General features: G+C 39.1%; 13 protein-coding genes. All 13 read left to right on the forward strand.

From position 1 onward, the window contains the following. The first annotated feature begins 498 nt into the window (after positions 1-498). The 13 genes from CDG62_RS19540 (at position 499) to CDG62_RS02320 (ending at position 13,120) form a co-directional block, all read left to right on the forward strand. Complete coding sequence (locus tag CDG62_RS19540; RefSeq protein ID WP_223290059.1) at positions 499-660, forward strand: peptide-methionine (S)-S-oxide reductase; 162 nt, start codon at positions 499-501, stop codon at positions 658-660. 58 nt (positions 661-718) lie between these two features. Then, positions 719-1,273: a carboxymuconolactone decarboxylase family protein gene (locus tag CDG62_RS02265; protein WP_000088799.1), complete on the forward strand. Its 555-nt coding sequence runs from the start codon at positions 719-721 to the stop codon at positions 1,271-1,273. Positions 1,274-1,410: 137 nt separating this feature from the next. Then, positions 1,411-1,926, forward strand: a complete 516-nt coding sequence (locus tag CDG62_RS02270; protein ID WP_004911234.1) for a YkgB family protein — start codon at positions 1,411-1,413, stop codon at positions 1,924-1,926. Between the two features lie 239 nt (positions 1,927-2,165). Then, positions 2,166-2,816, forward strand: coding sequence for an IS5 family transposase (locus CDG62_RS19545; protein WP_198114842.1), 651 nt, complete (start codon positions 2,166-2,168; stop codon positions 2,814-2,816). 48 nt (positions 2,817-2,864) lie between these two features. Further along, positions 2,865-3,077 carry a helix-turn-helix domain-containing protein gene (locus CDG62_RS02280; RefSeq protein ID WP_057081898.1) on the forward strand — a complete coding sequence of 71 codons (213 nt, stop codon included), beginning with the start codon at positions 2,865-2,867 and terminating at the stop codon, positions 3,075-3,077. Positions 3,078-3,287: 210 nt separating this feature from the next. Further along, positions 3,288-3,578, forward strand: coding sequence for a hypothetical protein (locus CDG62_RS02285; protein WP_057081899.1), 291 nt, complete (start codon positions 3,288-3,290; stop codon positions 3,576-3,578). A 45-nt stretch (positions 3,579-3,623) separates the two neighbouring features. After that, entirely contained in the window at positions 3,624-4,244 is a 621-nt protein-coding gene (locus tag CDG62_RS02290; RefSeq protein ID WP_057104322.1) for a restriction endonuclease subunit S, read from the forward strand. Then, a complete protein-coding gene (locus CDG62_RS02295; RefSeq protein WP_058952589.1) occupies positions 4,244-5,767 on the forward strand; it encodes a type I restriction-modification system subunit M in 1,524 nt (507 codons plus the stop codon). The genes CDG62_RS02290 and CDG62_RS02295 overlap by 1 nt, the downstream gene beginning before the upstream one ends. Continuing rightward, on the forward strand, positions 5,757-6,929 hold the full coding sequence (locus CDG62_RS02300; protein ID WP_081316859.1) for a restriction endonuclease subunit S: 1,173 nt from the start codon (positions 5,757-5,759) through the stop codon (positions 6,927-6,929). Before CDG62_RS02295 ends, CDG62_RS02300 begins: the two co-directional genes overlap by 11 nt. After that, positions 6,929-7,864 (forward strand): endonuclease NucS domain-containing protein, encoded by a 936-nt coding sequence (locus CDG62_RS02305; RefSeq protein WP_058952590.1) that lies wholly within the window; start codon positions 6,929-6,931, stop codon positions 7,862-7,864. The genes CDG62_RS02300 and CDG62_RS02305 overlap by 1 nt, the downstream gene beginning before the upstream one ends. A gap of 221 nt (positions 7,865-8,085) precedes the next feature. Next, positions 8,086-9,021 carry an Abi family protein gene (locus tag CDG62_RS02310; RefSeq protein WP_081316860.1) on the forward strand — a complete coding sequence of 312 codons (936 nt, stop codon included), beginning with the start codon at positions 8,086-8,088 and terminating at the stop codon, positions 9,019-9,021. A 69-nt stretch (positions 9,022-9,090) separates the two neighbouring features. After that, positions 9,091-12,372 (forward strand): type I restriction endonuclease subunit R, encoded by a 3,282-nt coding sequence (locus CDG62_RS02315; protein ID WP_058952591.1) that lies wholly within the window; start codon positions 9,091-9,093, stop codon positions 12,370-12,372. 1 nt (position 12,373) lies between these two features. Further along, positions 12,374-13,120: a M48 family metallopeptidase gene (locus CDG62_RS02320; RefSeq protein ID WP_057081905.1), complete on the forward strand. Its 747-nt coding sequence runs from the start codon at positions 12,374-12,376 to the stop codon at positions 13,118-13,120. The last annotated feature ends 203 nt before the right edge of the window (positions 13,121-13,323 follow it).

Here is a 13,323-nt window from a genome sequence, read left to right on the forward strand (position 1 = left end):
GCATTAATATGACCTTACACTAAAAATACGTACTAGTTGACGTCTATCAAACTCGTTTACGAGATAGTGTAGTGGTCGACAAATTTTGGCCACATCGTTATTGCCTAATAACCGATGCTCTCTTTAAATGCGAAATGAGTAGTGCACGCATTTTTAGCCTTTTGGCAAAACGTTGATGTCTCGAAATTTTCAAGCGCTGTGCCTTGTTTATTTTCAGAAACGTCTGCTTTCAGTGAGTTCCTGATGCTCGGGCGCTCTAAATTATGGGTATAGACAATCTGATTTGCCCTATATTTGCAGTTTTTCGTGAACCCTTAATTTCACAACTCTTTTAATCTGATATCCAAAGTCTGCATCCATACATAGCCCCTACGTAAACTGTCTAATAAGTCACATTATACGAACTATTGAGCATGTTATATCTATTTTACATGCTGTAAATTCAGTTCCATTAGTAAATAGATAAAAACCAAGGAGGCTTTATGAAAAATAAATAATGTGATCGTTGCCGGAGGGTGTTTTTGGAGTCTCGAAGACCTCCTTAGAAATCAGGACGGCGTGACGTCAACGAAGGTGTGTAGTGGCACTGAAATGGCGACTGCGCAAGACGTGAAGATGAGCTGTCTGATAGCAACGGATTATCAAGCAGAACCTTCTTAAATACAATTTATTCCACGCCAATACAGCGTGCTGTCTTTCAAATCACTAGGAGAAATTTATGTCACGTTTGAACACCCCTACCACAATCGACGCCGCGCCTACTGCTACCCATACCTCACTCAAGGCTGTGGAAAAACAACTGGGCCGCGTTCCTAACATGTTCCGCGTCGTTGCCAACAGCCCTGCTGCGCTGACTGGCTACCTGCAATTGAGCGCAGCATCAGCACAGGGCGGCTTGGGTACAGCGACTCTTGAGCGTATTGCCCTAGCCGTCGCTGAGATCAACGGCTGCGATTATTGCCTTGCTGCCCATTCCTTCCTAGGCCGTAAGGTGGCCAAGCTTGATGATGCTGAACTCACTGCCAACCGCAGCGGTGCATCAAATGACCCTAAGGCCGACGCAGCCGTGCGTTTTGCTGCCGCCGTAGTCCGCCAGCGCGGGCAAGTCAGCAATGACCAGGTCCAAGCGGTGCTGAACGCTGGCTACAGTGATGCACATGTAGTGGATATTCTGTTGGCTGTTGCCCTGAACACTTTCACTAACTACGTTAACGAAGTGACACAGACCGAGGTCGACTTCCCGGCCGTTCAACCACTAGGCATTGATGTCTAATCCATTGGTGCTCAACTACAGCAATTACCTAAGTTAGGTTCGACTCGAGTAAACATATAGTTTTTCTCAAGAGTCATATCATTTTAGTGGGCTACATAGAGTGAGTCCACATGGCTAAAAATAATTGGAGATATAAGATGACTATTCCCGAAATTGAAAATGGTGTCCAGACTACCAATACCCTTAGTAATAATCTCGGTGCAAAAATCACTAAGTTTGGTATAGGTGGCATCTACGTTGCCATGACGATAATATATTTGTGGTTTGGTGGCATGAAATTCACTAGCTACGAAGCAAACGGTATACATGGTTTTGTTAGTAATAGCCCTCTGCTTTCGTGGATGTATAGCTTCCTCAGCATTCAAGGATTCTCAAATTTTCTGGGTGTGCTTGAAATTTCAGTTGGCCTGTTAATCGCTGCACGAGTTTTCTCCCCTAAGCTCGCAATCTTGGGCGGTGTACTTTCAACCGGACTCTTTTTTACGACATTGTCGTTCATGCTGACTACACCCGGTGTTTTTGAGGCATCTCTTGGGTTTCCTGCGATCTCTGTGGTTCCTGGCCAGTTTTTGCTAAAAGATTTAGGCTTGTTTGTCGTGTCTATATTTATCGTAGGTACATCACTTACAGCACTGGAGCACAAAAACAAATAAGCCTCACCCGAAACAACTATAAGTTAGATGGCTCCTAAACACATTAGAGAGCCTTTATTTTTATCTTTTAAGTGCTTCAAGTACGTGCCTTACTAGAGGCTGTTGATCTTTGAGTGAAAAATGAACGGCATAGCAACAAGGTATAATGGTTTCGCCAAAAATCAAAAATACCACCGAGAACGGACGTTGCTATGCCAAGGACAATGCTAACAGATAACGCCTAGGAAGCCCTAAAGCAAATACTTAAAGAGACAGGGCGTGTTTACAATAAATATGAACACCGAAATACACTGGAAGGCATACTTTATCGTATGCGCACAGGCATTCAGTGGCGAGATTTGCCTGAAAGATTCGGTCGTTGGAACTCTGTATTTAAGCGCTTTAACCTTTGGTCAAAGAAAGGTGTGTTACAAAAATGGTTTCAAAGCATATCGTCCGATAATGATCCAGAATGGTTGTTTATTGATGGAAGTATTGTCAAAGCGCATCAAGACAGTAGCGGAGCCGCAAGCAGTTCAGATGAAGCGATAGGAAAAAGTCGGGGTGGGAGTTCTACAAAAATTCATCTCGCTGTAGATAGCGGTGGGCTTCCCGTTTATTTTGAAATATCGGGTGGTCAGATAAATGACATTGGTTATGTGAAAAAAACCGATGCAGAAACCCAGGTACTGTTTGAATTTATCGCGCATCGATATGAAAGCGGTAGCCTGATCATCACAGCCAATCACCCGTTTAGTGCATGGGATCAGATCTTCCCAGACAGCATGATGACGGTAGCGGCCATAGATCGGCTGATCCACCACGCGACAATTATAGAATTAGAAGGAGAAAGCTATCGAAAACAACATCAGTTAAAACAAGCTGGAAGTAGGAAAAATGAGAAAACCTAACCGGCCATCATAATTGACGCGAACCGGCCAAGATAGTTGACGCCGAACATGTCAGAATTATCTATAAAAATTGGGAAATTAATCCGTAATAAAAGAATAGAGTTAAACATGACTCAAGAGTTCTTGGCCCTACAGTGCTCTATAGATAGGAGCTACATGGGAAGAATTGAGCGTGGGGAAGTAAATCTAACTGTCGAAAAACTATATGAGATTGCAAAAATATTGAAGATTCATCCTCAACACTTATTACCGAACTTTTAGAAAATTAATTATTTAACAAAAGGTTATAAATTAAATAAAAAACGTAGATAATCTACTGTAATTTTAATTGACATAGTACTATCAGCAACATAATATGCTATTTAGCTGGTTTGAATAGATGTTCTACTGCAAAAAATAAGGATGACAGGTGGCCGCCTGTCATCGAGTTCAAAACCATTAACACGACTAAATATTAGGAGTTCAGAACAAATGAAAGTATATCAGATCAATTATGACCTGCGTAAACAACGTAACTATGATGAGCTTTATGAAAAAATTAGGTCTCTAGGCAATTGGTGTCATCCACTGGAGTCATGTTGGTTAATTGTCTCTGAAAAAACACCATCACAAATTGCAGAGGAATTATTCAAAGTCATGGATGGTAATGATGGCTTATTAGTGACTCGCTTACAAAATGAGGCAGCTTGGTACAACCTTGATTCAAAGGGAATGAAAGATGTTACTACTTGGCTTAAAGAAAACTTAGGCAAAGCTTCTTAAATATGTGAGCCAAGGATGGCTCAATCCCTTTCTGAGTAAATATTTATGGCAAAGTTAAAGAGATTCTTAAAACTGAGCGACCTTACAGAGATTCGTACAGGCTTTACATTTCGAGAAAAGATCGAGGAAGTTGAGTCTGGCAATGCCCACGTATTGCAGATCAAAGACATTCGTAACATAGCAACGGATACATGTAGTTATACGCTTTTTGCAGATGCTTTACCGCAAATTGATTGGCAAGGTAAAGATAACGCAATCGTGTCGCCTGAGTCTGTGTTGCTGCCCTGTCGTGGAGAGTATCTCAAGGCACATTATTTTGTAGGCAATCAAGATCAATCAAAAGCATTACCCTTAATTGTGAGTAGCCAGTTTTTGATAATAATGCCAAATCAAAATGTAGTGCCTGAATACTTATGCTGGTACTTAAACCAACCTCATGTGCAATACGAGTTACGGAAAGAAAGTCAGGGCTCTAAGATGCCAATGCTTAGCGTATCTACAGTCAACCAGTTTGAAGTTGAAATCCCTAGCTTGGATATTCAGCAACGCATAATCGAATTAAACCGTATTTGGGAGCAAGAGCAGATCTTGACCCAACAATTACTTAAAAATCGTGAACAAATGATGATGGGCATGTTTAAACAACTGCTCCAAGGAAACAAATAATGGTTACTCAAATCAATCAAGATACCGTCAATAAAGCCCTTTGGTCGGCATGTGATGTATTCCGTGGCACGGTGAGTGCAGATACCTACAAAGACTATATTTTGACGATGTTATTCTTAAAGTACATCTCTGATGTATGGCAAGATCACTACGATAATTATAAAAATGAACATGGCGATGAACCTGAGCTCATCGAAGAATTAATGAAAAGCGAGCGTTTTGTCCTGCCTCGTGAATCAAATTTCTATACCTTGCATGAGCGTCGCTTTGAGCCCGGCAATGGTGAACGTATTGATATAGCTTTACATGCGCTTGAAGAAGCCAATGGGACAAAGCTCAAAGATGTAGGCAAAAGTGTCTTCCAAGAAATCTCGTTTAATACTGATAAATTGGGTGAAGAAAAGCAAAAAAATACCATTCTGAAAGATCTTTTAGAAGTTTTTGCTGTACCCGAATTGGATCTGAAACCAAGCCGTGTTGGTTCACTTGATGTGATTGGTAACGGTTATGAGTTTTTGATTAAAAACTTCGCTGCGAGTGGTGGTCAAAAGGCAGGTGAATTTTATACGCCACCTGAAGTGTCTGACTTAATCGCAGAGTTACTTGATCCGCAGAAAGGCGACAGTATTTGTGACCCTGCATGTGGCTCTGGCTCACTGTTAATGAAGTGTGGTCGTAAAGTTGTAGCAAATCACAAGAGCAAAGAATACGCACTCTACGGGCAAGAAGCCATTGGTTCAACTTGGTCATTGGCGAAGATGAACATGTTCTTGCATGGCGAAGATAACCACAGAATTGAGTGGGGCGATACCATTACTAATCCAAAACTATTGGATAAGAATGGCGACTTAATGCTGTTTGATATCGTAACAGCAAACCCGCCTTTCTCATTGAATAATTGGGGGTATGAATATGCTGAAAACGATAAGTTTGACCGTTTCCGTCGTGGTTTACCGCCAAAGACCAAAGGTGATTATGCCTTTATCTCACACATGATCGAAACGATAAAACCTGTTACGGGTCGTATGGGTGTTGTGGTTCCACATGGTGTGTTATTCCGTGGCTCATCTGAAGGTAAGATTCGTGAGAAGTTAATTAACGAAAACTTATTAGATGCGGTAATTGGTTTACCTGAAAAACTATTCTTTGGTACGGGTATTCCTGCTGCGATTTTAATTTTCAAAAAGCAAAAGTCTGATGATTCGGTTTTGTTTATTGATGCAAGCCGTGAGTTTAAGTCAGGTAAAAACCAAAACAACTTATCTGAAGAGAATATTGCCAAGATTATTGCAACCTATCGTACTCGTGAAAGTATAGATAAATATGCGTATTTGGCGACTTTGCAGGAAATCAAAGACAATGATTACAACCTCAATATTCCTCGTTATGTGGATACCTTTGAAGAAGAAGCTGAGATTGATTTGGTTGCTGTGCGTGCTGAGCGTGAGCAGTTAAAAACTCAACTTGCTGAGCTTGAAGTGCAAATGGCGAAGTATTTAGAGGAGTTGGGTTATGGTGCCTAATGGTTGGAAACAAGTTGATCTAGGTTCTTTATTTGATTTTAAAAATGGATTAAATACCGAGAAAGAACATTATGGAAGGGGGTATAAATTTGTAAATGTAATGGACGTTTTTGGTAACAATATTCTTACTGAAAACAAAATCATAGGTCGGGTACAAGTCTCAGATAAAGAACTTATAGCGTATAAATTGCATTATGGAGATGTTCTTTTTAATAGAACGTCAGAGACATTTGATGAAATAGCAATGGCTGCTGTTTATTTAGATGATGCCGTTGCTACTTTTGGTGGGTTTGTCATTCGAGGTCGTCCAAAATCAAATGACATATATCCTGAATATTCATCATTTTTGTTTCAAGCTGAGATGTATAGAACACAAGCTATTAAACTTGGTCAGGGAGCGGTTCGTGCCAACATTGGTCAAAAAGATTTAGCAAAAGTTAATGTTTTACTGCCATCGATAACGGAACAAAAGGAAATCACTCAAATTCTTTCTACTTGGGATCAAACGATTTCGGCTACTGAAAAACTGCTTAAAAATAGCCAACAGCAGAAAAAAGCATTAATGCAACAATTGCTGACGGGTAAGAAGCGTTTGCGTGATGAGAAGGGTGTTGAGTTCAGTGATGAATGGCAACGTATTGAATTAGGCTTACTTCTTGACTATCAACAGCCAACACCTTATTTGGTGGAGTCCACTGCTTATAGTGATAGTTATAAAACTCCTGTTTTAACAGCGGGTAAAACATTCATTTTGGGTTATACCAATGAGATTTCAGGGATTTATCAAGATCAATTGCCTGTAATTATTTTTGATGATTTTACAACCGATAGTAAGTATGTGAACTTTCCATTTAAAGCAAAATCAAGTGCTATGAAAATCTTGACTGCTAAAAAAGGGGTTTCAATTAAATTTGTATTCGAAGCAATGCAAATGTTGAAATTCAATATTGGAGGACATCAACGACATTGGATTTCAATTTTTTCAAATTTGGTAATTTCTCTACCAAATCTGAAGGAACAACAAAAAATTGCTGAGGTTCTTTCTCTGGCAGATCAAGAGATTGAGACCTTACAGAAAAAACTTGATTGCTTAAAGCAAGAGAAGAAAGCACTGATGCAACAACTTTTGACAGGTAAAAAACGTGTCAAGGTGGCTGCTTAATGATGCAAATCAACCCTAGCTATTACCGCATTATGGCGGGTGCGAAGTCTGTATTTGCTCAAGAGTTTCTAGAAGGCGGCTTTATTGCCGCCAACTGGAACATTGACCAAGACTTAACACATGCATTGCCTGATGATTGGCGTGAGTTTAATCATCGTTTTATTCCTGTTTATCTTAATGCTTTACCTGACAAAACGAAGATTTCGGCAGGCTTAGCATGTGGCATGTTGCATACCCTTTCTAAGGGAATTAAACAGGGCGACATTATCCTTACACCTCGTGGAGATGGTCATTACTTAGTGGGTAAAGTCATTTCAGACTATTACTACGTGCCTTCTGGTGAGTTAAGCCATCGCAGAAAAGTTGAATGGTTTGAACAGACTTTACCTAGAGAACTGATGTCTCAGGAGTTAAAAAACTCATCAGCGGCAGGTACAGTTTGCAATCTAACCAAGTATGCAGCAGAGCTTAAAACGCTTATTGATGGTAAAGAAACAGTTGAGCATCTCGAGCCTGATGAAGTGCTCGAAGACCCAACAGCTTTTGCTTTAGAAAAGCATTTAGAGCATTTCTTGGTAGAGAATTGGTCTAAAACTGAGTTGGGTGCAACATACGACATTTATACCGAAGATGGTCAATTGGTCGGCCAACAGTATCCATCGGATACAGGTCCTATCGACATCTTGGCTATCAGTAAGGATAAAAAGACGTTGCTTGTTGTTGAACTTAAACGTGGTCGTGCAAGTGATCGTGTTGTGGGGCAAATTCAACGCTATATGGGCTATGTCAAAGATGAGTTGGCTGAGGCAGATCAGCAGGTAAAAGGGGTCATCATTGCACTTGAAGATGACTTAAGAATTCGTCGTGCTTTGAGTGTGGCTCAGAATATTGAGTTTTATCGTTATCAGCTGAGTTTTAAGCTGCTTAAGCACTAGATTTGCTTAAAATTAAAGGGGGATTTTTTGAAAAAGTATTTGAAATTTAATATGTTGGTGCTATTTTTTGATTTTCTTTATAAAGAAAATGTAACACCACAAATACGTATATTCTTATTGAATTTACAAAAGCATCTTGCAATTTCGGCTATGGGTAAGCATAATATGTTTAACAACACCCACAGCGCCTCTGATTTAAGCGTACCAGTGTGGGTTTTTTTATGACTAAAACTTTTTCAAAAGACCCAAAAACATACCCAGAATTATTACAAAAGTTAGAATCTGATGGTCTAAAGATTACAGATCAGACAGCTGCACTACGCCACCTTAAACAGATCAGCTATTACCGATTAAAAGGCTATGGACTGGCTTTTCGACAATATGATGAAACTGGCAAAAGGTTAAGTACATATCAGCCTAATGTTGAGTTAGTTACTTTAATTCATATGAGTATGATTGATGCTGAATTACGTAGTCTGATTTTAGCGGCAATAGACCGTATTGAAGTCGAAGTAAGAAATGTTATTAATCATGAATTATCGATTAAGTATAATAGCTCTCATTGGTTCTTAGATGAAAATTTGTTCCAAAGCTCTGATCAATTTAAACATCAAGATTTTTTGGGCAAGATTAAGCAATTTACTGCTAAAAAAGCAGATGCTGGTAGTGAAAAAGAAAAGCTCAGAGAAACTTTCATACATCATTATTATCAGGCTTATGTCACACCAGAATACCCGCCATGTTGGATGATTGCTGAGGTTTTACCTTTAGGCTCATGGTCTAAGTTATATGAGCATTTGGTGCAGAGTAAAGATCGTAAACAGGTTTCAAAACAGTTTGACTTGTCACCAGAGTTATTGGAGTCATGGTTACATGCGTTGACCTACTTACGCAATGTCTGTGCGCATCAAGGGCGTTTATTTAACAGAACATTTGCCTTTCCGCCTAAACAGGGTAAAAAAGCTCCTCTAAAGACCCAGCATCAACTCTATAATTATATCTGTATTTTATTCCTGTTCTTAAAGGAGTTTAATCATGAATATGATTGGTTAGAGCGCATTGAAGCAGTATTAAAGAAATGTCCAAATGAATTATTGAAATTTTATGGTTTTGATGAAAATTGGTTAGAGAAAGATGAAGACTATTGGATGAACTAAACCAAAATTTAGGAATCTCATAAAGTTATTTAAACAAAGTACAAGATAAAGTCATTTTAGGGTGAATGCGTGAATATTTATAATCCAAGGTTTCAAGAAGAATATAGTGGAAAGATTCCTGCTCTAACCTTGTTGACTAACTTAGGATGGTCATTCTTATCCCCATCACAGGCACTCGTTGCCCGTGATGGAAAACAAGACCAAGTGGTATTACGCCAAATCCTGCGTAAAGAACTTTCGAAACGTACTTTTCCATTTGCGGGTCAAGAATATCCACTATCGCCAAAATCAGTTGATAACTTAATTGCTGAAATATGTAGTCCTGCTTTGAATGAAGGGCTACTGACCGCCAACGAAAAAATGTATGACCATTTGTTCTACGGCATTCCTGTCACCGAATTTGTAAACGGGAAAAAAGTTAGCCCTACGATTCCATTGATTGATTGGCATAACATTCATAACAACGACTTTTCATACACTGAAGAATTTGCTGTCACACGCTCAGGTGGTGTAGATACACGTAGACCCGATATCATTTGCTTTGTAAATGGTATTCCTTTAGGAGTAATTGAAGCAAAACGCCCTGATAGTCAGGCTAAGAAAGGTCCAACGATTAATGAAGGCATTTCTCAGACGCTTCGTAATCAGCGACCTGATGAAATTCCACATCTGTTTGCATATAGCCAACTGATACTCTCTATAAATGGACATGAAGGGCGTTACGGCACATGTAATACTCCTGCTAAGTTTTGGGCAGCGTGGCGAGAAGAAGATATTTCTGATGCAGAGATGTATGCGCTTAAAAATAAGAAATTAACTGCTTCACAAAAACAGAGCCTATTTTCTTATCGTCCAGTCGATGACTTAAATTGGTATGAAAACCTAATTGCAGGTGGAGACTTAGCTGTTACAGGTCAAGATCAACTGCTTATTAGTCTATTAAAGCCTGAACGACTACTCGAAATGGTTCGCCTATATACGCTTTTCGATAAGAAAGCAGGAAAAATTGTTGCCCGTTATCAGCAAATCTTTGGTATCAAACGCCTCATTGAGCGTATTAGTACTAAGAATAGCAAGGGTGGTCGTGAAGGTGGTGTGATTTGGCATACAACGGGCTCAGGTAAGTCTTTTACTATGGTCTTTCTCAGTAAAGCCTTGATCTTGCATGAAGATTTAAAACAATGCCGTATCTTGGTTGTCACTGACCGTGTCGATTTAGAAGATCAACTAAGTAAAACCTTTGTATCAGGTGGTGAACTGGCAGGAAAAAGAGACAAGCAAAATGCCATGGCGACTTCAGGCAAACGCTTGGCTGAACAAATTGGCAAGGGTACAGAGCGAATCATGTTCTCTTTGATTCAGAAGTTTAACTCTGCAACCAAACTTCCTGAATGTGTCAATACAAGCTCAGACTTCATTGTCTTGATTGATGAAGGGCATCGAAGCCAAGGTGGTGAAAACCATGTGCGTATGAAACTCGCACTTCCAAATGCGGCATTCGTGGCATTTACAGGTACGCCATTACTTAAAAATGAAAAGACTGTAAATAAGTTTGGTCCTATTGTGCATGCGTATACGATGCAAAGAGCGGTGGAAGATAAAACTGTAACACCTTTGCTGTATGAGGAACGTATCCCTGATTTAGACGTAAACGAGCGAGCAATTGATACATGGTTTGAGCGTATTACAGAAGGGCTAACAGATCAGCAAAAAGCAGATTTAAAGCGTAAATTTGCGAGAAAAGGTCAGCTTTATACTGCTGATGACCGTATTCGCCTGATTGCATTAGATATTGCCAATCATTTTGTTAAAAATATTGATGATGGTTTAAAAGGTCAGCTTGCTTGTGACAGTAAAGCCTCAGCGATTAAATATAAAAAATATTTGGATGAAGCTGGTCTATTTGAATCGGCAGTGGTCATGAGTCCACCCGATAGTCGTGAAGGTAATACTGATGTTGATGAATCAACTACCCCTGAAGTGACTCAATGGTGGAAAGAGAATGTCGGTACTCAAGATGAACAATCCTATACAAAACAAGTCATCGAACGCTTTGAAAAAGATGAATCCCTTAAGTTATTGATTGTAGTAGATAAGCTATTAACAGGTTTTGATGAACCTAAAAATGCTGTTCTTTATATTGATAAAAATTTAAAACAGCACAATTTAATTCAAGCAATTGCGCGTGTAAACAGACTTCACCCATTGAAAAAGTTTGGTTTATTAATTGATTATCGCGGTATTTTAAAAGAATTGGATGCCACAATTCTTGATTACCAAGATCTCGCTGCTCGTACCCAAGGTGGTTATGATATTAACGATCTTACAGGCTTATATACTCAAATGAGTTCTGAATACAAACGATTACCTCGTTTGTATAAAGCACTTTGGGCAATTTTTGCTGATGTTAAAAATAAAAATGATCCAGAGCAGTTACGCCAAGTTTTAGTTCCTCGTATTGAAGAACGTAAGGGTGAGTTAGTCGATATTCACTTAAAAGTTCGTGATGATTTTTATGAAGCACTTACAGAGTTTGCAAGTTGTTTAAAAGTTGCGTTGCAGTCAGCAACCTTCTTTGAAGATAAAAGCTTTTCTGATGCAGATCGTCAGCACTACAAAGAAACAGTCAAACTATTTACAAGCTTGCGTCAAATTGTGAAACGAGATGCTGGGGAGACTGTTGACTACGATCAGTATGCAGAGCAAGTCAAAAAACTGATTGATAAGCATGTTGTGGGCATTGAAGTTAAGGACCCTGATGGGGTTTATGAAGTTGGCAAGATGGGTAAAATAGCTCAGCCTGAAGATTGGAGTGAAGAGAAAACACGTAATGAAACGGATATCATTAAAACTCGTGTAACTAAGATGATTGAGCAACAATTGCGTGATGATCCTTATGCTCAGGAGGCTTTCTCTAAGCTGTTACGTCAAGTCATTGAAGAAGCAGAGAAAGAGTTTGATCACCCATTGAAGCAACACATGTTGTTTAGAGAGTTTGAAGAACAAGTTGAAGCTCGTCGTTTAGATGAAATTCCCGATGTGTTCAGTGGTAATAAGCATGCTCAAGCTTATTACGGGGTCTTTAAGAAGCTATTACCTGAAGCATTCTCGATAACAAATCAACAGAATCAAGATAAGTGGATTGAACTCGCTTTCGAGGTTGATCGTTCTGTGATGAGCTCTGTGGCTGAAAACTCCATCAATCCGCAAAATATTGAAGCGGATATCCGTAAAAAATTATTACCTCAGATGTTCCGTGAATGTAAATCCATTGGGAGTGGTATGGATCAAGCAAAAAAAATTGTAGAAATGATCGTACAAATTACTCGGGTTGGTTTAAATGGGCTCTAGGATGAATACGCTGCCAGAGAGAAAGTTAAGCATTGTTTATGGTGATGAAATTATTGATTTTGAGGTGCTTGAAAGTCCTAGTCGTACTCAAAAGATACTGATTAAAGTCTATGCTGATTGTCGGGTGGTTGTATCAACACCGTTAAATACAGATGATCAAACAATTATTGAAGCGGTAAAGCAGCGTAGTCGTTGGATCTATAAACAATTACGAGAGTTCCGTGAACAAAGTAGATTTATCACGCCTCGCAAATATAAAAGTGGTGAAAGCCACTTTTATTTAGGTAAACAATATCAATTGAAAGTGATTCATGATGATACCAAGCCAAAAGGTGTAAAACTTCTAAGAGGAAGATTGGAAGTAAACACCTTGGATATGGGTCTTGAAAGTATTAAATCTTATTTAAATGAATGGTATAGAATCCGAGCAAAAGTCATATTCGAAGCACGTTTGCAACATATTCTAGAACAAGCTTTATGGGTTGAAAATTACCCTGATATTCGTTTGATGACCATGCGAACACAGTGGGGAAACTGCTCCCCATCAGGTTTACTTACGCTCAATCCTCATCTAGTTAAAGCGCCTACAATCTGCATTGATTATGTGATTCTGCATGAACTTTGTCATTTGGTTGAACATAATCATAGTGAGCGTTTCTACCAACTATTGAATCAAGTTATGCCTGATTGGGAGGTAGTGAAAGAGAGATTAGATAACATGGCTGTGAAGTTTTTTGATATTTTATAACAAGTTTGTTTCAGCGGTGGAAATTCGGTAAGGGGGAACTCTTCCATATAATTTATAAACTGATTAAGGTATGTGGCATAAGTGAGCTTAAATTTAAAATATTGTAATTACAAAACAGCAACTTATACATAAAATATCAATGAATGGCTTTTCAGGAAGTTTGTGCAATGTAAGCCAGAGGTGGTTCCACTTGTTTGAACAAC

This window comes from Acinetobacter sp. WCHA55, assembly GCF_002165305.2.
Classification (GTDB): Bacteria; Pseudomonadota; Gammaproteobacteria; order Pseudomonadales; family Moraxellaceae; genus Acinetobacter.